Genomic DNA, 23,761 nt, shown 5'->3' on the forward strand with positions numbered 1-23,761 from the left:
CTGGTCAACCTACGGGCGTACTGGCGGTTCCTCGTCGTTGCACGCCAGTTCCTGCCGCTCCTGCTCGCGTACGCTCGCGACCGCCGACGTTACCTCCTGTTCGGGGGGCGTCGTCGCGTCGACGAAGCGACCCAGATCGACCGTGCCGAGCGCCTGCTGGACTCGCTCCTGAAACTCGGCCCGACGTTCATCAAGCTCGGTCAGCTCCTCTCGACCAGGCCCGACGTCCTCCCGCCCGCGTACATCGACGTCCTGTCGTCGCTCCAGGACGACGTCCCGGCGGCGGACTGGGCGAACGCGAAGCAGGTGCTCGAGGCGGAGGTCGGCCCCATCGACGAGGCGTTCGCGGAGTTCGACACCGACCCGATCAGTGGCGCGAGCCTCGGTCAGGTGTATCGCGCGACCGTGAACGGCGACGACGTCGCCGTGAAGGTCCGGCGTCCGGGCGTCGAGGACCTCGTTGAGGCGGACCTCCGGGTCATCCGGTGGAGTCTCCCCATCCTCCTCTACTTCGTCGGTGACGCGCAAGCGTTCAGTCTCGAGAACCTCGCCGACGAGTTCGCGAAGACCATCCGCGAGGAGATGGACTACGAGCGCGAGGCGCGGATGCTCGAGGAGATCAAGCTGAACTTCCAGGAGAGCGACGAGATACGCATCCCGGCGGTCGTCGACTCGCATTCCGGGCCGCGCGTGCTCACGATGGAGTACCTCCCCGGGACGAAGATCAACGACATCGAGAAGCTCGACGAGAAAGGTATCGACCGCGAGCGCGTCGCGGAGACGCTCCAGCGCGCGTACCTCCAGATGATCATCGACGACGGCGTCTTCCACGCCGACCCGCACCCGGGGAACCTCGCGGTGCTCGACGACGGCGCTATCGTCTTCTACGACTTCGGGATGAGCGGGCGCGTGAACGAGTTCGTCCAGGAGAAGATCGTGGAGTTCTACGTCGCGGTCGCGAACCAGGACATCGACGCCATCCTCGATTCGCTGGTCGCCATCGGGACGCTGAGTCCGGAGGCGAACCGGGACGTGATGGGTGACGTGATGGAGCTCGCCATCGCGGACGCTCGCGGCGAGGACATCGAGCAGTATCGCGTCCAGCAGATAATCGGCCAGATAGAGGACTCCATCTACGAGTTCCCCTTCAGGCTGCCGCCGAACCTCGCGCTCGTCCTCCGCGTGGCGACGGTCGTCGAGGGCGTCTGCGTCACGCTCGACTCGGAGTTCGACTTCATCGAGACGGCGACGACGTACCTCACCGAGCAGGGGTACCGCGAGGAGACGGTGCGCCAGTACCTCTCGGACGCCGGCGACCAGTTCCAGGACGCCGCGCAGTCGCTCGTGCGCGTCCCGCCGAAGCTCGAGGACACGCTCGACACCGCCCAGCGCGGGAACCTCACGGTCCAGGTGGAGCTCGGCGACGACAAGCGCGTCATCGACAAGCTCGCACGCCGACTCGTCTCCGGGCTCGTGTTCGGGTTCAGTCTCCTGTCGACGGCGTACCTGTACGCGGGCGGGGACTACTACGCGACCGGGGTGTCGGGCGTCATCGGACTCGCCGGTGCCTTCTTCCTGTGGCGGTCGTTCCGCTCGAAGAAGAGCATCCGCGCGAGCCCGCAGTTCACGCGCCAGGAGATGAAGAAACGCCGCGGGAACGACTGACTGGCGTCCGGGCCGTCGGGTGGTCGTCGACGCGTCGGGCGTCGCAGCGTTCCAAACCGTTTATAGCCACGTGGGAAGAACGGCCGTGCATGGCTACGCAGCAGCAGGAAGTTCGCGACCTTCAGGAGGGCTCGTACGTCATGCTGGACGACGCTCCCTGTAAGATCAACGCGTACTCGACCGCAAAGCCCGGCAAGCACGGAAGCGCGAAGGCGCGCGTCGAAGCCGTCGGCGTCTTCGACGGGAAGAAGCGCTCGATGAGCCAGCCCGTCGACCAGAAGTGCTGGGTCCCCATCATCGAGCGGAAACAGGGCCAGGTCGTCTCCGTGGAGTCGTCCACGGTCGTCCAGGTCATGGACCTGGAGACGTACGACACGTTCTCGATGAAGGTCCCCGAGGAGCAGGAGCTCGACCCCGACGACGAGATCGAGTTCCTCGAGTTCGAAGGCCAGCGGAAGATCCTCTGAGGGCGGGTCGAGGATGTTCCCGGGTGCGGGCGTCGACCGCGAGGACGCGGCGTTCGTCGTCGTGGGCGCGCCACTGGACGCGTCGACGTCCTTCCAGCCCGGGACGCGATTCGGTCCCGACCGCGTCCGCCGGTACGCGCGCGGGTTCGACGATTACGACCACGCGACCGGCACGCACTTCTCCGATTGCGCGGTCGCCGACCACGGCGACGTCCGCGCGTGGGACGACGCCGACGAGTACCTCGAGTACCTCGAGGGCGTGTGTACGGACGTCGTGTGGGACGACGCGGTTCCGGTCGTCGTCGGCGGCGAGCACACGGTGAGCGTCGCGGGCGTTCGCGCGGTCGACCCGGACGTGTTCGTGTGTCTGGACGCGCACCTGGACCTGAAGGAGTCGTTCGACGGGAACGAGTTGAGTCACGCGACGGTGACGCGGCACGCGCTCGACGTCGCCGACCGTGCGGTCGTGCTCGGGGCGCGTGCGGGGAGCGAGGCGGAGTACGAGCGTGCGAGCGGGCGCGACGTCGAGGTCGTCCCGCCGGAGGCGGTGCCCGCGTGGGAGCCGTCGTTCGACGCCGACGCGTCCGTGTACCTGTCGGTGGACGTGGACGCGGCGGACCCGGCGTTCGCGCCGGGGACGGGGACCCCGGAGCCGTTCGGGTTGACGAGCCGCGAGTGCCGGGACGCGGTGCGTGCGGTCGCGGCGACCGGTCGCGTGCGCGGGTTCGACGTCGTCGAGGTGAACGACCGCGACGACGGGCAGGCGGCCGTCCTCGGCGCGAAACTGCTTCGTGCGTTCGTCCACGAGGCAGCTCTGGCCGCAGAGAACGCGTGAGGCGAGCGTTCGACGCCACCAGGCGACCTGTCTGCTCGAGGGAACGTCCAGTCCGTTTCGCGGGTCCTCCTAACCTGTTGTGTAAGTCAGTTATTTCCGGATAGCGCGCTAATCCCTATACGGAGAGACGCCACCACCGCGGGGTCCTCGCCGGAGAACACACGATGCACGACGAACACGTCAAGGAAGGGAAAGCCATCCAGCGAGAGACGGGGAAGACCTTCCATATCGCGACGCGATTGCTCCCCGAACGCATCAGGCACCCGACGTACGTCCTCTACGGGTTCTTCCGCATCGCGGACGAGGTCGTCGACGACCCGGACGGGCTTTCGCGCGAGGAGCAGTCGCGTCGCCTCGAGGAGCTCCGCGCGCAAGCGCTCGGCGAGAAACCCGCCGACGACCCCGTACTGGAGGCGTTCGCGGAACTCTGCGAGACGTACGGTATCGACGACGAGTGGGTGAACGAGTTCCTGGACGCGATGGCGTCGGACATCGACACGGACCGCTACGAGACCTACGAGGCCCTCGAGGACTACATGCGTGGGTCGGCGGCGGCGGTCGGCGTGATGATGACGGACATCATGCACCTCGACGACGAGGCGTACGAGCAGGCGCTCCCCCACGCGATCAAGCTCGGCGAGGCGTTCCAGCTCTCGAACTTCGTGCGGGACGTCCACGAGGACGTCGTCGACCGGGACCGCGTGTACCTCCCGGAGGCGACGCTCGAACGGCACGGCGCGGACGTCGAGGACGTCAAGCGCCTGGAGTTCACGCCGGAGGTCAGGGACGCGATCGCCGAGGAGACGGCGCGCGCGGACGCCCTCTACCGCGAGGGCGTCGCCGGCATCCGGTACCTCCCCGAGGACTGCCAGCTCGCGGTGCTCCTGGCGGCGGTCCTGTACGCCGAACATCACCGCGTCGTCCGCAAGCGCGACTACGACACCGTCACCGTCGACGTCGACCTCCCGCTCTGGCGGAAGCTCGCGTGCCTCGTCCGCACGCGCTGGCACTGGCAGTGGAACAAGGACCCCGAGGCCGTGTTCCGGCGGGTGTCCGCGGTACCGTACGGCGACGAGCACGCTGACGGGCATCACGAGGGCGAGCACCACGGCGACGACCGCGACGGCGGTCGCGGCGCGCTCGGCCGAGTGCGTGGCTGGCTGCCGTCCTGGTAGTCGAGTCGAGACCTGCTTCCTGGCGACGACGGTGGTATACGCGAGACTTGCTTGGCGGTGACTGCGGTGGTATAGCGTTCGATAGCGAGTGCTGTCCTGGTCGAACGGCGTCCGGTTCAGCGTTTGACGACGCGGACGAGTGCGCTATCGCCGACGGCGAAGTCGAAGCGGTCCGTGCTGAGGAGGCCGACGCCGAGCGCGACGGCGATGACGACCGGTATCCAGTTCCCGTAGAGGGCGTTGATGCCGCCCCAGAGGAGGATGAAGGAGACGAGGTCGTCGAGCATGAACTCGCACTCGCGGAGCCTGGCTTTGAGGCCGGTGCGGTCGAGGCCCTGGTCGAACGCGAGGACGGCGACGGTCGCGGACAGCACCCAGCCGCCGTAGTTCGACCAGGGGACGCCGTAGTACCCGCAGGAGGCGGTGGCGGCGCACTCGTACGCCCAGAACTTGACGGCGACGGCGCCCGGGTCGAGGACGAGGTCGGTAGCGAGCACGGCGCCGACGGTCGCGGCGAGCCGGACGGCGGTGTTGTCGGCGCGGTCGCCGAGCAGGAGGAGCGTGAGGAGGTACGCGTTCAGGACGAGCGGGAAGAAGAACACGGGGAGGGCGACGGGGATGACGCCGGCGAGCATCGGTCCGAGGGGAACGGTGTACTCGAACGCGCCGTACGGCCAGCCCGTGGTCGTGCCGACGTACTCGATGCCGTACGCGTAGACGGTGAGGAGCGCGAGCGCGACCGCGGCTTTCCTGTCGACGAGCGGGCCGACGCCCGCGATGAGCGGGAGGCGCATCACGAACACGCCGAACAGCACGAACAGTGGGTTGTACGCGAGGAACGAGAGCGCGTCGGGGTACCAGCCTTCGGCGCTCGCGACGAGCGAGACGGCGCCGACCAGGGGGAAGACGACCGCGATGGTGAACCGGTGCTCGCGGACGAGTTCGTCGAGGCGCGCCTGCACCTGCTCGCGAGTCGATGGGGTGCGGGTCGCGTCGGCGAGCGACCGCGACCGCCCGGGGTCCTCAGACGCCATTCGTGAGCCTCCAGAGGGCGCCGAGCGTCAGTACCATGCCGACCACCGTATTCAGGTAGGGGAACCACCAGTACGCGCGGTCGACCGCGACCGACGACCGCGCCACCCACGCGACGAACACGGGGTAGACGGCGAGGACGACGCCGAGGCGGTAGTCGACGGCGGCGAACGCGAGGGCGGCGGCGGCCCAGACCGCGAAGCAGTACGCGTACGTCCGGGATTCGCCCAGCCGGGTCGCGGTCGTGTCGATGCCCGCCGCGCGGTCCGGTCCGATGTCGGGGATGGCGCTGAAGGTGTGCATCGCCATCGTCCACAGCCACGCGCCGGCGAGCGCCAGGACCGGGGGATGCTCGCCGAGGACGGCAGCGTACGCGGCCGCACCCGGGAGGATGTACAGGCCGTTCGAGAGCGAATCCAGGAACGGCGTCGTCTTGAACCGCAGCGGCGGCGCGGAGTACTCGGTCGCGAGCACGGCGTACGCGGCGAGGTACGGCCACGCCACCGCGGGCGTGAGCGCCGCGACCGGGACGAGCGCCAGCCCCGAGACGGCGACGACCGCGACCACCCACGCGTCACCCGAGAACCGCGCCTCCCGGCCCTCCTTCTTCGGGTTCTCGACGTCGACGTCGCGGTCGAAGACGTCGTTGATCCCGTACAGGTAGACGTTCGCGGGCACGAGGAAGTACGCGAACAGCGCGATGGCGACGGGCGCGAACAACTCGGGGACCTCGCGGGCGCCGTACGCGACGCCGACGACGACCGGGCCGGCGAGGTAGAACCAGAACCGCGGCCGCGAGAGCGTGAAGAGGTACGCGACCCCCTCGAAGACGGCGGTCGTCGTCGACTCGTGGGTCCCCTCGGCGGTCATTCTTCGCGAGCGGTCGGGGCGCCGGCGTCCTCGCGGACGGCGTCCGCGGTCAGTTCGCCGCTGATGAGGCACATCGGGACGCCGATACCGGGCGTCGTGTACCCGCCCGTGTAGTAGAGGCCGTCGACGGACTCCGAGCGACGCGACGGCCGGAAGAGCGCGGTCTGCTTGAGGGTGTGCGCGAGGCCGAGCGCCGACCCTTCGTAGGCGTTGTAGCGTTCGGCGAAGTCGCTCACGGTGAACGTCTCCTCGACGACCATGCGGTCCCGGAGGTCCGTGCCGGTGTTCTCGGCGATGTCGTCGAGCACGACCTCCCGGTACTGTTCGCGAGTCTCCTCGGTGTCGTCGAGGCCGGGTGCGATGGGGACGAGCACGAACAGGTTCGAGTGCCCCTCGGGCGCGACCGAGTCGTCTGTCTCGCTGGGCACGCAGAGGTAGTACGCCGGGTTGTCGGGCCACGCCGGGTCTTCGAATATCTCGTCGAAGTGCTGCTCCCAGTTCGTCGGCAGCACGAGCGTGTGGTGTTCGAGTTCCTCGACGTCGCCCTCGACGCCCATGTACATCAGGAACGCCGACGGCGCGTACGTCCGCGAGTCCCAGTAGTCGGCGTCGTAGTGCCGCTTGCCCTCGTCGAGGAGTTCCAGTTCGGTGTGCGCGTAGTCCGCGTCGCTCACGACGACGTCCGGGAAGAACGTCTCCCCGGGCTCGGTCGTCACCTTGAATCCGCCGCGGCGACCCATGATCTCCGTGACCGGCGTGTCCGTGACGTACTCCACGCCGAGTTCCTCGCCCAGGCTCGCCATCCCGTCGACGACGCCACCGAGGCCGTCCTCGGGGTACCAGACGCCGAGGTTGAAGTCGACGTGACTCATCAGGTTGTAGAGCGCGGGCGTGTTGTTCGGCGACCCGCCGAGGAACACGAGCGTGTACTGCATTATCTGCTGGAGCTTCGGGTGGTCGAAGTACTTCTCGACGTGGTCCTGCATCGACCCGAGCATCGTCAATCCGCGCGCTTGCTTCGCGACGTCGGGGTCGAGGAAGTCCCGCACCGTCGCGCGGTCCTCGTACACGAAGTGCTCCATCCCGACGTTGTAGTTCTCCTCGCTCTGCTCGAGGTACCGCTCCAAGGCCTCGCCCGCGCCCTCCTCGTAGGATTCGAAGACCTCCTTGGAGCGTTCCAGGTCGGGCGTGATGTCGACGCGGTCGCCGTCCTTGAAGAAGATGCGGTAGTGCGGGTCGAGGTGCTCGAGCCCGTAGTAGTCCGTGGGCGTGCGGTCGAAGTGCCCGAAGAACCGCTCGAAGACGTCGGGCATCAGGTACCACGACGGCCCCATGTCGAAGCGGAAGCCGTCGCGTTCGAGGACCGACGCGCGGCCGCCGAGGCCGTCGTTCTTCTCGACGACGGTGACGTCGGCACCGGCGTCGGCGAGGTAGCACGCTGTCGACAGGCCGCCGAACCCGCCGCCGACGACGAGCACGGAGGTTCCGGAGAGTCCGTTCATGACTGCACGTAGTAGCGAGACGACCTTAAATAGCGGCCACGACTCGGTAGGTGTGCGAACCGCGGGCACGCGCTGGCGCGCGGCGGGTACCGACAGCGGATACCCGCGGTTGCTGGCTGGAGGCGGTCACGTCAGGTCCCGGAGGGGACCCGTGGCGTGGCGTCGTCCTCGTCGACGGAGTCCGGGTCGGTGGAGTCCCGTCGGGCGGGGGCGTCGGCGTCTCCCGGGGTGGCCGTCGTCCGGAACTCGAAGCGCGCGCCGCCGTCGGCCGCGTCGACGACGTCGACCGTCCAGTCGTAGGTCTCGGCGACCTCGGCGACGATGGCGAGTCCGAGGCCGGTGCCGTCCTCGTTCGAGTACCCGCGGTCGAACACGGCCTCGCGTTCGTCCTCGGGGATGCCGGGGCCGTCGTCCTCGATGGCGAACCCGTCGTCGTCGCCGAGGCAGGTGACGCGGATCGTCGGGTCGGGGCCGGCGTGCTCGGCGGCGTTCCGATAGCAGTTCTCGAACACCTGCCGGAGGGCGCTGCGTTCCGCGTCGACGGTGCAGTCGACGTCGACGACGACCTCGCCGTCGCCGATGTCGACGGTCGAGAGGGCGTCGGTGGCGACGCCGGCGACGTCGAGTTCGGTGACGGCGTCGGGGTCGCGTTCCGTGCGTGCGAGTGCGAGCACCTGTTCGATGAGCGTCTCGATGCGGGCGTGACACGTCCTGACGTCGTCGAGGTGGTCGAGGTTCCCGGTCTCGGTGGCGAGTTCGACGTAGCCGCCCGCGACCGCGAGCGGGTTCCGGAGGTCGTGACTGAGGATGCTCGCGAACTCCTCGAGGCGCTCGTTCTGCTCTCGGAGTTCGGCGTTGGCGTCCCTGAGTTCGGCGTTGAGGTCGCGGAGGCGTTCGGTCTGTCGGCGCTGTCGGAGGTAGAAGTGCGTGGGGACGACGCCGAACCACGTGCCGATGGCGGCGATGCCGTAGCCGACGTAGAACGCGTCCGCGACGCCGCCGAACGGCTGGTCGATGCCGGCGTAGAACGCGGCGACGAGGACGAGGTAGCCGGTGGCGGTGACGACGCCGGCAGCGGCGACGCGGCGGCAGTGCGTCGCCGTCTCGGTCCGGGCGAGGTGGACGCCGAACGCGGCGAGTGCGAGGAACGCGAGGACGGAGACGACGAGCGTCGACCCGACGAGTGCCGCGACGGCCCGAGCGAGAGGCGCGGTGCTGGCGACGGCGTGTACAGCCACGGCGGCGACCCCGGCGAACCCGAGCACGGCGACGCCGTACCGTCCGCTGTCCCCCTGCGTCCCCCCTGACACGAACACCAATTGAATACATACCGATAAATCCTCCTGGCATGATTTTCCATGCCACGATTGGTCGGTGACCGGGTGTGGCCACCGGTCGAACGAGCACCGCGTGGACGCCGAGGCACGCGATCGACGTCGGACGCGTGCCGCGACCGGTGGTTTCCTATCGACCGTTCCCGTACGTGTGAGTATGCACGGGACGACGGCGGTCGTGACGGGTGCGACGAGCGGTATCGGACGAGCGGTCGCCACGGCGTTCGCCGAGTCGGGCGCGTCGGTCGCCATCTGCGGTCGAGACGCGACGGCGGTCGGCGAACTCGTGAACGACCTCGAAGCGCTCGGTGACGGGGAGGTCACCGGGTTGCGCGCGGACGTCCGCGACGAGTTCGACGTGGAGCGCCTCGTCGAGACGGCGTCGCGGACCGGCTCGGCGGGCATCGACGTCGTGGTCGCGAACGCGGGCGTCTTCCACGGGACGCCCGGCGAGGCGTCCATCGGCGAGACGTCGTATACCGCGTTCGACGAGGAGTTCCGGACGAACGTCCGCGGTGCGTTCGCGACGTTCAAGGAGTCGCTCCCGCACCTGAACGAGGGCGCGCGCCTGCTGCTGCCGACCGGGTCGGTGGCGCGGGACGCGAAACCCGGGCTCGGCGGGTACGCGCCGTCGAAGGCGGGCGCGGAGGCGGTCGTCCGCCAGTTCGCCGCGGACACCGAGTACGTCGCGGGCTGCGTCGACCCGGGGAAGGTCGAGACGGACCTGTCCGGCCCGGGCGGCCGAGCACCCGAGGACGTCGCGGCGATGTTCGTGTGGGCGGCGACCGAGTGCGACGCCGACGACCTCGACGGCGCCGTCGTCGACCTGAAGGCCTGGAAGACCGCGACGCGCTGAGCGCGCTCGCGGGGTCGAGACGGCTTCGCTCGCCGAGCGCACGCGACCGACGGTATTATTAACGAACGACGTGATGTTGTTAACGAGAATGGTTACTAACTCCGAATCGAGGGTTAACAACGTCGCGGGCGTGCCGACGGTCGGCGTCGCCGCCGTCGTCGCGTTCCTCGCACTCACCGCGTGGGCCGCGACCGTCGCCGCCGACGGCCGCCCCGAGATCTGGAAGGTCGTCGGCATCGCGTGGACCGCGTTCGTCGCCATGGCGGTCGCCATCCCCCTCGGCGCGCGCGCCGACGGCGGCCACGCCCACGGCCTCGTCTGGGCGTACGGCCTCGCCGCCGGCGCCATGGTCACCAGCGCCGCCGTCTTCCTCCTCCCCCAGGCCTTCGGCCTCCACCCGCGCTGGGGCGGCTTCGGCGTCGCGAGCGGCGTCGTCCTCGGGTTCGGCGCCCACACCGTCGGCCACCGCCTCACCCACGAGACCAGCTTCGACCACACGAGCCTCGAGATATCCGCGCACGCCCTCGCCGCCGGCGCCATCATCGGCATCGTCTACGGGAACATGCCCGGACTCGGCGCGTTCCTCGGCGTCGCCATCGTCTCCCACAAGGGCCCCGCCGGGTACGCCGCCGCCCGTCGACTCGCGAGCGACGGCGGCAACCCCTGGGTCCTCCTCCTCCCCGCCGCCGGCGTCGGCCTCACCGCCATCCCCGGCTCCATCGTTGCCCTCCCACCCGACCCCGTCCTGAACGCGCTCGTGTTCGGGTTCGCCGCCGGCGTCTTCCTCCACGTCGCCATGGACTTCCTCCCCACCTGCGAGATCGGCGGCGACGTCTACGACGTCGCACACACCACCGACCACGCCCACGAACTCCTCGACAGCCTCCGCCTGCACGCCGTCGCCTCCACGCTCCTCGGCGGCCTCGTCGTCTTCGTCGCGTGGTTCGTCGTCGCCTGACTCCGAGAGCGCCCAGTCCTTCTCGACGTCGAACGAGTTACAGATCCGCTACAGTTCGCGGTCGCTCGACGGATCGTCGAGCTCCCAGAGGACCTCCGGCAGGAACGCGTCCAGGTGCTCGACGACCTTCCGCTCTGAGACGTTCATGCCCTCGCAGTGCTCCCACGCGGACTCGCGGACGTCGACGTGGATGTCGCCGTCCTCGACCGACACCGCGAGCGGGTACACCGAGCACCGCGTCGGCTTCCAGTCGTGCTCGGCGTGCAGCGAACAGAGGCCGTCGTCGCGCAGGAACACGCACGCCTCGCCGTCCTCGCCCACGTGCTCGTCGCGGTCCTTCGCCTCCTTCCGCACGAAGTCCTCGCCCCGGAACTGCGTCGTCGTGTCGTCCAGGCTCGCTCGCTCCGCGAGCTCGTAGAAATCCTGCTCGTAGAGGAGGACGCCGTGCGTACAGCACCACGTGCACTCGTCGACGCACTCGAAGGTCAGGTCGGGGTCGAACTCCACGACGGCCTCCCGACCCGGATGCACCTCGACGCGACGGGAGCCCGTACTCATCGCGTCGAACGACGCCGCGAACGCGGAAGTGTCCTTCCCTTCCGCACGCACCAAACAATTTAGGAGTCACGAATGAGGGGCCAGAGAGCCGTTGCTAGCACGAGCGCACGAAGCGCCGCTATCATGCCCGGAACTCACTCGCTCCCGATGGACGTGACCGTCGACCTCGCGACGACGGACGCAGCCGTGCTCGTCGTCGACGACGACGAGGACCTGGCGGACACGTACGCGCTCTGGCTCCGCGAACACGTCGACGTCCACGTCGCGTACTCGGGGACCGACGCGCTCGACGTCCTCGCGACCGAGTCCATCGACGTCGTCCTCCTTGACCGCCGGATGCCGTCGATGTCCGGCGACGCGGTGCTCGCCGAGATGCGGTCTCGCGGCCACGACCAGCGCGTGTCGATGGTGACCGCCGTCGAACCGACGCTCGACATCGTCTCCCTCCCCTTCGACGAGTACCTCGTCAAGCCCGTCGGCCGCGACCCGCTCGAATCGACCGTCGAATCCCTCCTCGCGCTCGCCGAACACGCCGACGCGTTCCAGGCGTACTTCTCGCTCCAGTCGAAGCTCGCCGTCCTCCAGGCCGGCCCCGAGTACCGCACGCAGGACGACCCCGAGGACCTCGACGCGCTCCGCGAGCGCGTCGTCGCCGCCCGCGAGCGCGCGGTCGACTCCCTCGAGGACGTCCGCCGCGACGAGGACGCCGACGGCACCACCCTCGTCACCGACACCGGGTGACCGCGCGACGACCACCCGCGACGACCAGCCGAGTCGACCACCTGCGACGACCAGCCGAGTCGACTACCCGCGACGACCACCCGCGACGACCATCCGCGACCGTACCTCCCTAAGCAGCAAGGCTCCATCGTAAGGACTCACCGCGAGAGATTACCGGGTGGCCGCGGACCAGTGACGGACGGTCCGCGACCGATTCCCCCCAATCGTCGGTGGGCGCTCCGACCCCCTCGAGCACCCCACTGACGTTCCCCCTCATTCCCACCGAGCGACCTACCCGGTGTTCTTCATGCCGGCCGCGATGCCCTTCACCGTCAGGCGAAGCGTCCGCTCCTCCGCTGGCGTCCGATGGGTCTGGTCGAGGAGGTCGACCTGCAGCAGGTGCAGCGGGTCGACGTAGGGATTCCGACGCGAGAGGCTCTCGCCGAACCACTCGCGCTTGTACACCGTGTCGCGATCCGTGATCTCCTTCACGAGCTCGCACGCACGCTCGTACTCACCTTCGAGCCGCGGGAGGAACCGCTCGCGGAGCTCGGGCGTCGCGAGTTCGGCGTAGTAGCTCGCGATCTCCATGTCGGTGCGAGCGAGCGCGACCGCCGCGTTGTCCAGGAGCGTCGTGAACACCGGCCACGAGTCGTACATCTCCTGGAGCGTCTCGAGGTCGCCGCCGCCGGCGCTCGCGGTTTCACCGCTCGCGCGGTCGGCGGACTGTGAGCCCGCCAGGTACTCGTCCAGCGCGGTCGCGAGCCCGTACCAGCCCGGGAGGACGCATCGCGACTGCGTCCACGAGAACACCCACGGGATGGCTCGCAGGTCCTCGACCTTCCGCTCGCCGGTCCGCGAGGCGGGCCGCGAGCCGAGGTTGAGGTCCTCGATGACCGTGATCGGCGTCGCCTGCTCGAAGTACGACACGAACCCGTCGGTCTCGAGGAGGTCGCGGTACTCGTCGCGCGCGACGTTCGCCATCCCCGCCATCGCCGCCTCCCAGTCGTCCGCGGCCTGCGGTTCCGGCTGCTCGATGGCGCGCTTGCGGGACCGGAGCTGCGCGGAGAGGAGCTGTTCGAGCGAGCGCTCGGCGACCTGCGGGTTCGCGTACCGCTCGGCGAGCACCTCGCCCTGCTCGGTGAACTTCACCATCCCCGACACCGCGTCGCTCGGTCGCGCGAGCAACGCCGCGCCGATGGGGCCGCCACCCCGGGAGATGGAGCCGCCGCGTCCGTGGAACAGACGGAGCGTGACGTCGTGGTCGTCGCAGACGTGCGCGATGCGACGCTGGTTCTCGTGGAGCCGCCAGTTCGCCGCGAGGAACCCGTTCTCCTTGTTCGAGTCCGAGTACCCGAGCATCACCTCCTGGACGTTCCCGCGCGCCTCGATGGCCGCAGCGTAGGCGTCGTTCTCGAAGAGCGTCCCCATGATGTCTCGCGCGTTCTCCAGCGCGCTCTCGGTCTCGAGCAGCGGGACGACGTCCACGCCCGAGTACGCCGGGAGCGAGACGACGCCCGCCTGGTCCGCGAGGAACAGGACCTCGAGGACGTGACTCGGGCGTTCGGTCATCGAGATGGCGTACGTGTCGATAGCGTCCGCACCGTACTCGCGCTGCCAGTCCGCGAACGCGTCGAACCGTCGGAGGACGCGCTCGGTGACGTCCGAAACGTCGTCGACGTCACCGACGTCGACGACCGGTTCGTCCTGGAGGATGGCGTCGGTCAGGGTGTCGACGCGCTCGTCCTCGCTCATCGCCTCGTAATCGATGCCCTCGCGAGCGAGCGCCTCGCCGACCGCTTCGGTGTGGTTCTCCTGGTGGTCGCGCAGGTCGAGGCCGGCGAGCGTCAACCCGAACGTCTCCACCTCGCGGACGAGCGGCTTCACGTGCGCGTCGACGATGGCTTCCGCGCCGTTCGTGCGGAGGCTCTCGGCGAGCGTCTCCAGGTCCGCGATGAGGTCGCTCGCGTCGTCGTACCCGCCGGGGCGGACGTCGCCGACGCGGTCCACGCGCTCGCGCATCATCTTCAGCTTCTGCCGGTAGGGTTCGCCGGGGTAGCGTTCCTCGGTCTCGCCCGCGATACCCGGCAGGCGCTCGCGGTCCGCGGCGAGCCCCGCCCGGAACGCGTCGGTCGGCGGACAGCGCTCGCCGTCCTGACTCACGACGCCCGACAGCGCCTTCAACCGGTTCCGGTAGCGTTCGAGCGCGACCGACCGCTGGCGTTCGAGCGTGCGCTCGGTCACGTCCGGCGTCACGAACGGGTTGCCGTCGCGGTCGCTCCCCGCCCACGACCGGAACTCGAGCAGCTTCGGGACGTCGAGGTCCTCGACGACCGCGTCGTCGAGTTCCCGTTCGAGCGTGTCGTAGACGTCGCCGACGACGTCGAACAGCGTGTTCTGGAGGTACCACTGGACGTTCCGCGCCTCGTCGTCCGGCGTCGGCGGCCCCTCGCGGACCTGCGGGGTCTGCCAGAGCGACGTCACCTCCGCCTCGATGTCGCGCCAGACGCGCGCGTCCTCGAGGTCGGTGAGCGAGCGTTCGTCGAGCGTCTGGACGTGCCCGGCGATCGACCGGAGCTTCGCCTTCACGGTCTTCCGGCGTGCCTCCGTCGGGTGCGCGGTGAACGTCGGCTCGACGAGGACGTCAGCGAGCGTCTGCTCGACGACGTCCACGTCCGCGTTCCCGAGTTCGTCGGCGGCTGCGGGGAGCGAGTCCTCGAGTTCGTCGGTCTGCCGGCTCCGGCGGACCGTCCGGACGCGTTCGCGTTCCTCCGCGAGGTTCACGAGTTCGAAGTACGTCGTGAACGCGCGAGCGACGTCGCTCGCGCGCTCCGGGTCGAGCGCCTTGATCGTCTCGACGAGTCGTTCGCGCGAGTCCACGTCCCCGCGTCGGTAGCCGATCGCGCGCTCGCGGACGTCCTCGACGGTCTCGAACGCCGCGGTCGACGCCTGGGCCTCCAGGACGTCGCCGACGAGTTCGCCGAGTTCGCGGACGTCCTGCCGGACGTCCCGTTCGTGCAATGCCATACCACCACGCACGCGCTCCGGTTCCATCAAACCCGACGCCACGCCGAAAAATTGCCACTCGAATCGTAGTAATTAATTATCTGTTTCCAGTTGGGGGCGGCGAGCCACCGCTCAGTTGTACCCGCGCCACTTCTTCCCGCACTCCGTACACTTGAAGAACCGCGTCGGCGGCTCGTCCGCACTCGCCGTCTGCTGGATGTAGTACCACGCCTCCTCGGTCCCGCACTCGTCGCAGCGCACGTCCGTCGCCGTCGGCTTCCCCTCGAAGTCCGCGTTCTCCTCCGTCTCGATGACCTCCGCGTCCGACTGGGCGTCCGTCGACACGTACTCGCTCTCGTCGCCCCCGCGGGACTCGGTCGCCTCGCAGGACGAACACACCCACTCGTCGCCGTCGGTCTTCATCATCGACCCGCACTCGTCGCAGAATTGCATACGTACCCTGGACCTTCGAGGTACTCGATTGTAACGTCTTCGCGACGACGCCCCGCACCGCCCTGGGCTACTCCGCGGTCACGTCCCGCACCAGGTGCCCTACCCGGCCGCCACGTTCCCCGCCGTCTACGGCTTACTCCGTCGTCACGTCCTCGAGGCGTTCGTCCTCCAGGACGACCGGACAGTCCGCGACCTTGAAGTGCTCCATGTCCACCTGCTCGAGGATGTCCGTCCCCTCGTGCGAGCACCCGACGTCCGGCGGCTCGGCGAAGTACGGACACTGCGAGCAGTACTTGCGCTTCTGGACCTCCCGGATCTCGCGCTCGCCACGCGGTTCCACGGTCGGCTCGTCGGTCTCCACCTGCGCCCAGAGCTCGTCCGCGTCCAACTCGCCGACGTCCACCTCGTCGAACAGCGCCTCGTCGGCCTTCGTCTTCCGCTCGCGACGCCCCTCGACCCCGGCCGCGATGTCACCGAGCGGCCGATCGCGGTCCTCGTCGGGTACTCCCGGAACGTCCTCGACCACGGTCTCGTCGTCGCCACGGTCGACCGCGGCCCCTTCGTCGCCAGCGTCGTCGTCGGCCAGCGACGCGTCGCTCTCCTCACCGCCCGTCGCAGCGGCCGTGGGCGACTCCTCCGGGAACAACGTCGGCGGCGCCGCATCGTCGTCCTCGCCCTGGACGCGGTCACGCAACCCACCGAGGGGCTCTCCCGTCGACGCATCCGACGCTCCACTCGCGGCCTCGTGGTCGTCGACGGCCCCGGTCCCGTCACCGTCGTCCATTCCCTCGTCGAACGTCCACCCGGCCTCGTCGTCGCCGTCCTCGACCTCGGTTCGCTCGTCGCCCGTCTCGACGTCCGGCACGTCGGGACGCTCGTCGTCCCCGGTCATTCCGGCGCCTCCTCGGCTTGCTCCGCGAGCTCCTCGGCGAGGTCCGCGTTCAGGTCGTCGTCGTGGCCCTCCGGGAGCGCCGGCGGGTCCCCAGTGACGAGGCGGTGCGAGGAGAACAACCCGGAGCGCTTCTCCACGTCGTTGAACGTGCTCGCACAATGCGGGCACTCCGGCATCGACAACAGGGAGACGTCCACGGGCGACTCGCACTCCTCGCACTTGGCCGTCCGGATGCCCTCGCGGTTCGCCGCCAACTTGAGCGTCTCCGCCTCCGCACGACGGGACTCCTGGAGACTCAACCGCTTCACCTCCGAGCGAACGTCCACGAGCACGCGAGCGAGCGTCCCCGTCTTCGTCTCCAGCTCGTCGGCCGTCTCGGTGAGGTACTCGAGGACGTCCTCGAAGTTCTCGAACCCCGCGTCCAGGTCGTCCTCGACGCGGTCGACGGTCTCGGAGAGGTCGGCGACGTCCGCCGCCATCGCGTCCACGCGCTCCTCGAGGTCCCCGTGCCCGTGGTCCGCTGGCGCCTTCGCGTCCGCCTCGCGTTTGACCTGCACCACGCGCTTGCGGACGTCGCTCAGGAGGTCCTCGAACCCCTCGCGTTGCTCGTCGAGCGCGTCCTCGAACGCCGCTGTCTCGACGTACGCTTCGAGCGCTTCCTCGTCGACGACCCCGTCGAGGTCCTCGGCCGTCAGGACGCCGTCCTCTGCGTCGCTCTCCGTCATCGAACGGAACGCGGCGACGAGCTCTCGGATCACGTCCTCGCGACTCCGGTCCATCTCGACGGCTTGCTGGTCGAGCCACTCCTCGAGGTCCGGCGGGAGTCGAATAGAGACGTTGACGTGCTCCTCGCTCGCCATTCGCCTGGATTTCGGTCTTAAGGTGCTTAAGGGTTGTTGCAAAATCAACTGGTGTGGCGAGGACGACGCGGTTGCTTCCGGCGGTTCCCCGTCAGCGGATCTTCCGGACGTCGCTGATGTCGAACCCGGCGTCGCTGATGTCGGTCTCGAACTGGATGATGTTCTCCTCTTCGAGGCGCGACAGCACGCCGCGGAACTGCTTGACGACGAGCGTTCGCGCACGCTCGCTGCCGCCGGACTCCCACTCGAACAGCAGCGAGCCGTCCGTCGACTCCATGAGCCCGCCGAGTTCGCGCTCGGAGAGCGCTTCGGTGTTCACGAGCAGGAGGACGAGCCCACCCCACTCGTAGCTCGCCTTCTTCAAGCCCTTCATGAGGAGCGTGATCTCGTTCCAGTCCATCTCGTCGCTCGCCGCGGACACGAGGTCGGTGACGGAGTCGACGACGACGAGACTCCCGCTCGCGTGGTCGTTCATGTACTCGCCGACGGCGTCCATGGTCCCGCGGCGGTCGTTCCGGTTTCCGAGTTCCGTTATCTTCCGCGTCTCCTTCGCGTACCACTCTCGGGGCACCTGCGACAGCTGGAAGTACTCCGTGGAGAAGTCCGCGAACGAGATCGCTTCGGCGGCCGCGTCGACGATGTCGTCGTCCATCGCGAACTGCATCTCGGAGACGATGGCGTCCCGCTCCTCGGTGAACGACAGGTAGTGGATGTCGTCGGGGACGACGGCGTTCCCGTGCAGGCCGCCGTAGTAGAGGTCGAACAACTCGGCGTTGGCGTGGGCCAGCCCGTTCATCGCGACGCTCGTGTACACGAACTCGCGAGCGCCCGCGCCTACCTCGCCGGCGAGGAGGACGACACTCCCCGGCGGCGCACCGCCGTCGATCATCGAGTCGAGCCGCGAGATACCGAACGGGAGCCGCTCCATGCACGCACCGTGGAGAGCAGGTGGTAACTGTCTTACGGCACTACGGGCCGCACGAGCGTACGGCGTCCGGCAGGACGCCGTTTCTGATGTCGTTTGCTCGCGCGAGCAGACGGCTGTTGCGAGGTGGTCGTTCTGGAGTGTCCGTGGTTGGTTAGGCGGACTTGGTGGTGCGGCGTGCGCGGCGGCGGAGGTCTGCGAGCATGACGAAGCCGACGCTGGTGAGGACGACGCCGGTCGAGAAGGCGTCGTCCGGGGTGAGGCCGACGTTGTCGAGGGACGTGGCACTGAGTGCGAAGGCGAGGACGCCGATGGTGAACAGCGCGGACGCGAGGAGTTGGAGGCGGGTGTTGGTGTCCATGCGATAGTGACGCCTCGCGACATAATGAATGCGTACGTCGGGGAGCGGTCCGCGTGCCTGGTCTCGGGGTGCTGTGGGGTTCTTATTCGATCCGTGCACCGTCGCTGGCGGGTGCGACCGCCATCGTCTCGCCGTCGACGCCGGCGGCGTCGAGCGCGCGGTGGGCGGCGTCGAGCGCGTCCTCGACGTGCGCGGTGTCGGTGAGTGCGTACACCGCTGGCCCCCACGAGCTCTGGCCGACGCCGCCGACGGCGTCGCTCCGCGAGAGCGCTTCGACGACTTCGCCGACGGGCGGGCGGAAGACGCCGCCTTGCTCGTCCGCGTACCACGCGCCGTTCTTGCGGCCGAGTTCGGCCATGCCGTCGGCGAACCGCTTGCGGTCGTCGGTCGCGGCGGCGGGCAGGAGCGTGCGTGTGAGGGTGCCGGCGACGGCGTCGGCGACCGCGGGGTCGGCGCGCTCGACGACGCTGCGCATGCTCGCCGCCTCCTCGCTGCCGCTGCGGCCGGCGTCGCCCTCGGGAACGACGAGGACGAACCGCCAGTCGGCAGGGAGCGGGTGGCGCGCGACCACTGGCGGCGTCTCCCACTCGCCGCGGGCGGGTTCGTCGGTCGTGAACCGCGCGGTGGGGTGGCCGGCGTCGACGACGAACCCACCGGCTTCGAACGTGGCGACGCCGACGCCGCTGCGGCCGCCGCGACCGAGGACGGGGGCGTGCTCGCGCGGCGTCGGGTCGACGTCGTTCGCTCGCGCGACGGCGGCGTACGTCGCGAGCGCGAGCTGCGTGCCGCTCCCGAGGCCGACGTGTCGGGGGAGCGCGCGCTCGACGGTGACGTGCGCGCCGGGGACGTCGAGGGCGTCGACGGCGCGCTCCGCGTACCGGCGCGCTGCGTCGAGGTCCGCGCGTTCGTCGCCGCCAACTACTGGCATCGCGTCCGCCGCTGCGTCCACCGAAACCGCGTCCGCGGCGACGGCGCTGACCGCGACGCGGGGCTCGGCGAGGCCGACGCCGACGCCACCGTAGAGGCGGTCGTGCGCGAGCGACAGGTTCTGGAACCCGAAGTGCAGGCGCGCACCCGCCGAGACCGTGACCATACCCGAACGTTGGGGCGGGAGGTGCAAGGGGTTTCGGCGGTGGCAACCACGTCCGGTGACGGAACCCGAGTCACTCGTGGTCGTCGAACCGCCCACGGTCGCCGGCGCGCGTCGCGGTCCAGCCCAGCCAGCACCCGCCGACGACGAGGAGTACGACGCCCGCGAGCACCGGCGTCAGGCTCGCCCCGCAGCTGTTGCAGCTCTCCTGCCAGCGTATCGCCCACGCGGAGAGTGAGACGCCGTCGAACGCGACGCCGGTGTCCCTCGCGCAGCCCACTTGCGTGCACGCCCCGCCCAGGACGGTGACGGCGAGCACGACGACGCCAGCCGCGGCCGTCGCTGCCGCGGCCAGTGATTCCCGCACCGAGCGCGTTCCGCTCCGACGAACCGGTCGCACGCCACCGCGTTCTCGCGGCGGGGACGAATGTCTTGATGCCATCCCGGGACCGAATCGGTTCGCTCGCCGACCGCCGTGACAGCAACGTCTGTCGAGGGGGCCGGAGTTAAGGCGGGCGGGCGCTTCACCCGGGACATGAGCGAACACGACAAGCCCGAGAACCTCCGGAGTCGCGAGGTCACCGAGGGCACCGAGCGCGCCCCACACCGAGCGATGTTCCGCGCGATGGGATTCGACGACGACGACCTCTCCGCGCCGATGGTCGGCGTCGCCAACCCCGCCGCGGACGTCACGCCCTGCAACGTCCACCTGGACGACGTCGCCGACGCCGCCATCGAGGGCGTCGACGCGTCCGAAGGGATGCCCATCGAGTTCGGGACCATCACCATCTCTGACGCCATCTCCATGGGCACGGAGGGCATGAAGGCCTCGCTCGTCTCGCGGGAGGTCATCGCGGACTCGGTGGAACTTGTCGCGTTCGGCGAACGCCTCGACGCGCTCGTCACCGTCGCCGGCTGCGACAAGAACCTCCCCGGGATGCTCATGGCGAGCATCCGCACCGACCTCCCGAGCGTCTTCCTCTACGGCGGCTCCATCATGCCAGGCGAGCACGACGGCCGCGAGGTCACCATCCAGAACGTCTTCGAGGGCGTCGGCGCCGTCGCCGAAGGCTCGATGAGCGAGGACGAGCTCGACGACCTCGAGCGGTCGGCGTGCCCGGGCGCTGGCTCCTGTGGCGGGATGTTCACCGCGAACACGATGGCCTCCATCTCGGAGGCGCTCGGGATGGCGCCGCTCGGGTCCGCGAGCGCGCCCGCCGAGTCCGACGCGCGCTACGACGTCGCCGAACGCGCCGGCGAACTCGCGCTCGACGCCGTCCACGCGGACCGCCGCCCCAGCGACATCCTCTCGCGCGAGAGCTTCGAGAACGCCATCGCGCTCCAGGTCGCCATCGGCGGCTCCACGAACGCGGTCCTCCACCTGCTCGCGCTCGCCGCCGAAGCCGGCGTCGACCTCGACATCGACGACTTCGACGAGATCAGCCAGCGCACGCCGAAGATCGCGAACCTCCAGCCCGGCGGGACGCGCGTGATGAACGACCTCCACGAACTCGGTGGCGTCCCGGTCGTCCTCCGCCGCCTCCACGACGCCGGCCTCATCCACGGCGACGCCGCCACCGTCACCGGCCGCACCATCGCCGAGGAACTAGAGCACCTCGAGGCGTCCGGCCACCTGCCCTCGCGCGACGCGGTCGAAGCCGCGGACGCCGACTTCCTCTACAGCGTCGACGACCCCTACCAGGCAGAGGGCGCCATCCGGGTCCTCAAGGGCAACCTCGCACCCGACGGTAGCGTCCTGAAGGTCACGGGCGACGACGCCTTCCACCACGAGGGCCCCGCTCGCGTCTTCGAGAACGAGGAGGACGCGATGCGGTACGTCCAGGAAGGCGACATCGAGAGCGGCGACGTCATCGTCATCCGGAACGAGGGCCCCCAGGGCGGCCCCGGGATGCGCGAGATGCTCGGCGTCACCGCCGCCGTCGTCGGCGCCGGCCACGAGGACGACGTCGCCCTCCTGACCGACGGCCGCTTCTCGGGCGGCACGCGCGGCCCGATGATCGGGCACGTCGCGCCCGAATCGTTCGTCGGCGGCCCCATCGGCGCGATCGAGGACGGCGACACCGTGACCGTCGACGTCCCAGACCGTACCCTCGAGGTCGACCTCACTGACTCCCAGATAGCGGAGCGCCTCGACGCCCGCGAGACGCCCGACCCCGCCTACACCTCCGGCGTCCTCGCGAAGTACGGCCGCGACATGGACTCGGCCGCCAACGGCGCCGTCACGAACCCAGCCGCGAAGCGCGACGAGTAGGACTCGACACGGCCCCCGCGGCCGTGCCGATTCCGCGGAGGCTAAAGCCCGCGAGCCCCAAGCACGAGCAATGAGTCTGGAGGGGGACTGGCGCGACCGCATCGACGACGTGGACGCTCGCCTCATCGACGAGTACCAGAGCGACTTCCCCGTCGAAGCACGCCCGTTCCGCGCGGTCGCCGACGCCATCGGCACCACCGAAGCGGACGCGTTCGAGCGGACGACCGAACTGCTCGAGGCGGGGGTCTTCCGACGGTTCGGTGCCGTCCTCAACCCGCCCGTCATCGGGTCGTCGACGCTCGCCGCCGTCAGCGCGCCCGATGACCGCTTCGACGAGATAGCGGAGACGATCAACGCCTACCAGCAGGTGAATCACAACTACCGCCGGGACCACGAGTGGAACATGTGGTTCGTCGTCACCGCCGGCTCCCGCGGGAAACGCGACGCGATACTCGCCGAGATCGAGGCCGAGACCGGCTGCGAGGTCCTGAACCTCCCGATGCTCACGGACTACTACATCGACCTCGAGTTCCCCGTCGTCAACGACGACCGGTTCGCGCGCGAGAGCCTCGACTCGACGGACGTCTCAGCGACCCGCATCAGCGAGAACGCGACCGGCGACCTCTCCGCGTTCGACGCCGCCCTCCTCCTCGCCATCCAGGACGGCTTCCCCGTCTCGCGGACGCCGTACCGCGACCTCGCCGACGACCTCGCCGCGACCGGCGACCACGGCGACGTCGCCGTCGACGACGTCACCGCCGCCATCGAACGCCTCCGGGACGCGAACTGCATCAAACGCATCGGGTGCGTCGTCAACCACGTCGTCACCGGGTTCCGGAACAACTGCATGGTCGTCTGGTCGGTTCCCGACGACGAACTCGACGCGCGCGGCGAAGCCGTCGGCGCACTCCCCTACGTCACGCTCTGCTATCACCGACCGCGCAGACCCGAACTCGACTGGGAGTACAACCTCTTCACGATGATCCACGGTCGCGAGGCCGACGTCGTCGACGCGAAGATCGACGAACTCGCCACCGACCACCTCCCCTACGAGCACGAACGCCTCTACTCCACGGAGACACTGAAGCAGACCGGCGCGCAGTACGAAGACCTCATGAACTAGCCCGCGAGCGGTCCCGGCGCCGACGACCGCGACCGGTACGCTTCACCGAATCCATTCGTTCCGACCGACGCAACTCGTTCAGACCGACGCAACTCGCCCCGATCGACGCGATGCAGGGCCGCGACCGAACCGTTACTTCCGCGACGCGACGAGGATCATCGGGCCGACGAACAGGAGGCCGAGCCCGAGGAACTTGTACTGGATCGGTGCGAGCGACCCGGGCGTGAGGACGAAGATGGCGCCGAACGTCACCATCGTCAACCCGACGAGCTTCATCGACTTCAGCGGCAGCGCGCCGAGGACGGACACGATCAACAGCAAGAGCAGCGCCTGCCCAACGTTGTACTGGAGCAGGAAGTTGTCGACGATCTGGAGCGCGATGTCCATCATTCCTAGGTCGTAACTCGCCACGAAGCGGTCTTAATCGTAACGATACCGCGACCACGTTCGTCGGTCGCCGTCAGGGGACTCACGCGGTCGGCCCGGTGAGCTCGAGCGATCGAATCCAGCGATGCCAGAACAGGGTGACGATGGCCGAGAACCCCCACGTCCACGCGATCGTCCCCAGGAGCGAGTAGCCCGCGGCGGTGAGCGCGAACTTCGCGAGTCCCGGGACGACGATACCGGCGAGGACGGTGAGCCCGACCTGTATGCGCTCGTCGCCGAGCGTCGCTACGTCCATACGCGACGATTGGACCGAACGTGCCTCAACCCATCGGTCGCGGTCCGACCACGACCCGACTCACTCGACGCTCTCGGTCCTGGCGTCGGCCGCACAAAGGGGTGGACGCACGGGACGTACGAACC

General features: G+C 69.2%; 24 protein-coding genes. 9 read left to right on the forward strand and 15 right to left on the reverse strand.

The annotated features are described in order from the left end of the window. The 4 genes from LI336_RS13300 (at position 1) to LI336_RS13315 (ending at position 4,142) form a co-directional block, all read left to right on the forward strand. Complete coding sequence (locus LI336_RS13300; protein WP_227133795.1) at positions 1–1,665, forward strand: AarF/UbiB family protein; 1,665 nt, start codon at positions 1–3, stop codon at positions 1,663–1,665. Between the two features lie 89 nt (positions 1,666–1,754). Then, the gene (locus tag LI336_RS13305; RefSeq protein WP_227133620.1) at positions 1,755–2,132 is read left to right on the forward strand and encodes a translation initiation factor IF-5A; all 378 of its coding nucleotides are present in this window, start codon (positions 1,755–1,757) and stop codon (positions 2,130–2,132) included. A gap of 13 nt (positions 2,133–2,145) precedes the next feature. After that, a complete protein-coding gene (gene speB / locus LI336_RS13310; protein ID WP_227133621.1) occupies positions 2,146–2,967 on the forward strand; it encodes an agmatinase in 822 nt (273 codons plus the stop codon). 164 nt (positions 2,968–3,131) lie between these two features. Then, positions 3,132–4,142: a phytoene/squalene synthase family protein gene (locus LI336_RS13315; RefSeq protein WP_227133622.1), complete on the forward strand. Its 1,011-nt coding sequence runs from the start codon at positions 3,132–3,134 to the stop codon at positions 4,140–4,142. 116 nt (positions 4,143–4,258) lie between these two features. Here the strand turns inward: LI336_RS13315 and cruF are convergent, their stop codons facing one another. From cruF to LI336_RS13335, 4 genes are all read right to left on the reverse strand, one after another. Next, complete coding sequence (gene cruF / locus LI336_RS13320) at positions 4,259–5,176, reverse strand: bisanhydrobacterioruberin hydratase (protein WP_227133623.1); 918 nt, start codon at positions 5,174–5,176, stop codon at positions 4,259–4,261. Next, entirely contained in the window at positions 5,166–6,044 is an 879-nt protein-coding gene (locus tag LI336_RS13325; protein ID WP_227133624.1) for a prenyltransferase, read from the reverse strand. Before LI336_RS13325 ends, cruF begins: the two co-directional genes overlap by 11 nt. Continuing rightward, positions 6,041–7,546 (reverse strand): bifunctional phytoene desaturase/3,4-desaturase, encoded by a 1,506-nt coding sequence (gene crtID / locus LI336_RS13330; RefSeq protein WP_227133625.1) that lies wholly within the window; start codon positions 7,544–7,546, stop codon positions 6,041–6,043. The genes LI336_RS13325 and crtID overlap by 4 nt, the downstream gene beginning before the upstream one ends. A gap of 131 nt (positions 7,547–7,677) precedes the next feature. Beyond that, a complete protein-coding gene (locus LI336_RS13335; RefSeq protein ID WP_227133626.1) occupies positions 7,678–8,856 on the reverse strand; it encodes an ATP-binding protein in 1,179 nt (392 codons plus the stop codon). Positions 8,857–9,037: 181 nt separating this feature from the next. On the opposite strand from LI336_RS13335, the gene LI336_RS13340 reads away from it, so the two are divergent. Next, on the forward strand, positions 9,038–9,736 hold the full coding sequence (locus tag LI336_RS13340) for an SDR family NAD(P)-dependent oxidoreductase (RefSeq protein WP_227133627.1): 699 nt from the start codon (positions 9,038–9,040) through the stop codon (positions 9,734–9,736). Positions 9,737–9,824: 88 nt separating this feature from the next. Next, positions 9,825–10,694 carry a ZIP family metal transporter gene (locus tag LI336_RS13345; RefSeq protein WP_227133628.1) on the forward strand — a complete coding sequence of 290 codons (870 nt, stop codon included), beginning with the start codon at positions 9,825–9,827 and terminating at the stop codon, positions 10,692–10,694. A gap of 48 nt (positions 10,695–10,742) precedes the next feature. On the opposite strand, the gene LI336_RS13350 is transcribed toward LI336_RS13345, so the two are convergent. After that, the gene (locus LI336_RS13350; protein ID WP_227133629.1) at positions 10,743–11,252 is read right to left on the reverse strand and encodes a YkgJ family cysteine cluster protein; all 510 of its coding nucleotides are present in this window, start codon (positions 11,250–11,252) and stop codon (positions 10,743–10,745) included. A 123-nt stretch (positions 11,253–11,375) separates the two neighbouring features. On the opposite strand from LI336_RS13350, the gene LI336_RS13355 reads away from it, so the two are divergent. Beyond that, positions 11,376–11,993, forward strand: coding sequence for a response regulator (locus LI336_RS13355; RefSeq protein ID WP_227133630.1), 618 nt, complete (start codon positions 11,376–11,378; stop codon positions 11,991–11,993). Between the two features lie 270 nt (positions 11,994–12,263). Here LI336_RS13355 and ppc read toward each other — a convergent pair whose 3' ends face one another. The 8 genes from ppc to LI336_RS13395 form a co-directional block, all read right to left on the reverse strand. Then, the gene (gene ppc, locus LI336_RS13360; protein WP_227133631.1) at positions 12,264–14,999 is read right to left on the reverse strand and encodes a phosphoenolpyruvate carboxylase; all 2,736 of its coding nucleotides are present in this window, start codon (positions 14,997–14,999) and stop codon (positions 12,264–12,266) included. 111 nt (positions 15,000–15,110) lie between these two features. After that, positions 15,111–15,431, reverse strand: coding sequence for a transcription factor S (locus tag LI336_RS13365; RefSeq protein ID WP_227133632.1), 321 nt, complete (start codon positions 15,429–15,431; stop codon positions 15,111–15,113). A gap of 133 nt (positions 15,432–15,564) precedes the next feature. Then, entirely contained in the window at positions 15,565–16,323 is a 759-nt protein-coding gene (locus tag LI336_RS13370) for a DUF8135 domain-containing protein (protein ID WP_227133633.1), read from the reverse strand. Further along, positions 16,320–17,183: a hypothetical protein gene (locus LI336_RS13375; RefSeq protein WP_227133634.1), complete on the reverse strand. Its 864-nt coding sequence runs from the start codon at positions 17,181–17,183 to the stop codon at positions 16,320–16,322. Before LI336_RS13375 ends, LI336_RS13370 begins: the two co-directional genes overlap by 4 nt. Before the next feature lie 91 nt (positions 17,184–17,274). Beyond that, positions 17,275–18,111, reverse strand: coding sequence for an RAD55 family ATPase (locus tag LI336_RS13380; RefSeq protein ID WP_227133635.1), 837 nt, complete (start codon positions 18,109–18,111; stop codon positions 17,275–17,277). Positions 18,112–18,262: 151 nt separating this feature from the next. Continuing rightward, a complete protein-coding gene (locus LI336_RS13385) occupies positions 18,263–18,469 on the reverse strand; it encodes a hypothetical protein (protein ID WP_227133636.1) in 207 nt (68 codons plus the stop codon). 82 nt (positions 18,470–18,551) lie between these two features. Further along, positions 18,552–19,562: a beta-ribofuranosylaminobenzene 5'-phosphate synthase family protein gene (locus LI336_RS13390; RefSeq protein ID WP_227133637.1), complete on the reverse strand. Its 1,011-nt coding sequence runs from the start codon at positions 19,560–19,562 to the stop codon at positions 18,552–18,554. Positions 19,563–19,632: 70 nt separating this feature from the next. Beyond that, complete coding sequence (locus LI336_RS13395; protein WP_227133638.1) at positions 19,633–19,959, reverse strand: hypothetical protein; 327 nt, start codon at positions 19,957–19,959, stop codon at positions 19,633–19,635. Positions 19,960–20,094: 135 nt separating this feature from the next. Between LI336_RS13395 and ilvD the strand changes: the two genes are divergently transcribed. Both ilvD and ahbB read left to right on the forward strand, forming a co-directional pair. Continuing rightward, positions 20,095–21,831 carry a dihydroxy-acid dehydratase gene (ilvD, locus tag LI336_RS13400; protein WP_227133639.1) on the forward strand — a complete coding sequence of 579 codons (1,737 nt, stop codon included), beginning with the start codon at positions 20,095–20,097 and terminating at the stop codon, positions 21,829–21,831. 70 nt (positions 21,832–21,901) lie between these two features. Then, positions 21,902–22,954, forward strand: coding sequence for a siroheme decarboxylase subunit beta (ahbB, locus tag LI336_RS13405; protein ID WP_227133640.1), 1,053 nt, complete (start codon positions 21,902–21,904; stop codon positions 22,952–22,954). Positions 22,955–23,086: 132 nt separating this feature from the next. On the opposite strand, the gene LI336_RS13410 is transcribed toward ahbB, so the two are convergent. Both LI336_RS13410 and LI336_RS13415 read right to left on the reverse strand, forming a co-directional pair. Continuing rightward, on the reverse strand, positions 23,087–23,344 hold the full coding sequence (locus LI336_RS13410) for a DUF8006 family protein (RefSeq protein WP_227133641.1): 258 nt from the start codon (positions 23,342–23,344) through the stop codon (positions 23,087–23,089). 79 nt (positions 23,345–23,423) lie between these two features. Then, positions 23,424–23,636 (reverse strand): DUF7996 family protein, encoded by a 213-nt coding sequence (locus tag LI336_RS13415; RefSeq protein ID WP_227133642.1) that lies wholly within the window; start codon positions 23,634–23,636, stop codon positions 23,424–23,426. Positions 23,637–23,761 lie beyond the last annotated feature (125 nt).

Origin of the sequence: Halorubellus salinus, from assembly GCF_020567525.1 — an archaeon.
In the GTDB taxonomy this organism is placed as follows: domain Archaea; phylum Halobacteriota; class Halobacteria; order Halobacteriales; family Natrialbaceae; genus Halorubellus; species Halorubellus salinus.

Coding starts and splice junctions, on each gene's coding strand:
- LI336_RS13315 (WP_227133622.1), top strand. CDS start 3,132: ATGCACGACGAACACGTCAAGGAAGGGAAAGCCATCCAGCGAGAGACG.
- LI336_RS13340 (WP_227133627.1), top strand. CDS start 9,038: ATGCACGGGACGACGGCGGTCGTGACGGGTGCGACGAGCGGTATCGGA.
- LI336_RS13370 (WP_227133633.1), bottom strand. CDS start 16,323: ATGACCGGGGACGACGAGCGTCCCGACGTGCCGGACGTCGAGACGGGC.
- LI336_RS13390 (WP_227133637.1), bottom strand. CDS start 19,562: ATGGTCACGGTCTCGGCGGGTGCGCGCCTGCACTTCGGGTTCCAGAAC.
- ilvD (WP_227133639.1), top strand. CDS start 20,095: ATGAGCGAACACGACAAGCCCGAGAACCTCCGGAGTCGCGAGGTCACC.
- LI336_RS13345 (WP_227133628.1), top strand. CDS start 9,825: ATGGTTACTAACTCCGAATCGAGGGTTAACAACGTCGCGGGCGTGCCG.
- LI336_RS13325 (WP_227133624.1), bottom strand. CDS start 6,044: ATGACCGCCGAGGGGACCCACGAGTCGACGACGACCGCCGTCTTCGAG.
- LI336_RS13380 (WP_227133635.1), bottom strand. CDS start 18,111: ATGGAGCGGCTCCCGTTCGGTATCTCGCGGCTCGACTCGATGATCGAC.
- ppc (WP_227133631.1), bottom strand. CDS start 14,999: ATGGCATTGCACGAACGGGACGTCCGGCAGGACGTCCGCGAACTCGGC.
- LI336_RS13305 (WP_227133620.1), top strand. CDS start 1,755: ATGGCTACGCAGCAGCAGGAAGTTCGCGACCTTCAGGAGGGCTCGTAC.
- ahbB (WP_227133640.1), top strand. CDS start 21,902: ATGAGTCTGGAGGGGGACTGGCGCGACCGCATCGACGACGTGGACGCT.
- LI336_RS13350 (WP_227133629.1), bottom strand. CDS start 11,252: ATGAGTACGGGCTCCCGTCGCGTCGAGGTGCATCCGGGTCGGGAGGCC.
- LI336_RS13355 (WP_227133630.1), top strand. CDS start 11,376: ATGCCCGGAACTCACTCGCTCCCGATGGACGTGACCGTCGACCTCGCG.
- speB (WP_227133621.1), top strand. CDS start 2,146: ATGTTCCCGGGTGCGGGCGTCGACCGCGAGGACGCGGCGTTCGTCGTC.
- LI336_RS13410 (WP_227133641.1), bottom strand. CDS start 23,344: ATGATGGACATCGCGCTCCAGATCGTCGACAACTTCCTGCTCCAGTAC.
- LI336_RS13415 (WP_227133642.1), bottom strand. CDS start 23,636: ATGGACGTAGCGACGCTCGGCGACGAGCGCATACAGGTCGGGCTCACC.
- LI336_RS13375 (WP_227133634.1), bottom strand. CDS start 17,183: ATGGCGAGCGAGGAGCACGTCAACGTCTCTATTCGACTCCCGCCGGAC.
- LI336_RS13385 (WP_227133636.1), bottom strand. CDS start 18,469: ATGGACACCAACACCCGCCTCCAACTCCTCGCGTCCGCGCTGTTCACC.
- crtID (WP_227133625.1), bottom strand. CDS start 7,546: ATGAACGGACTCTCCGGAACCTCCGTGCTCGTCGTCGGCGGCGGGTTC.
- cruF (WP_227133623.1), bottom strand. CDS start 5,176: ATGGCGTCTGAGGACCCCGGGCGGTCGCGGTCGCTCGCCGACGCGACC.
- LI336_RS13365 (WP_227133632.1), bottom strand. CDS start 15,431: ATGCAATTCTGCGACGAGTGCGGGTCGATGATGAAGACCGACGGCGAC.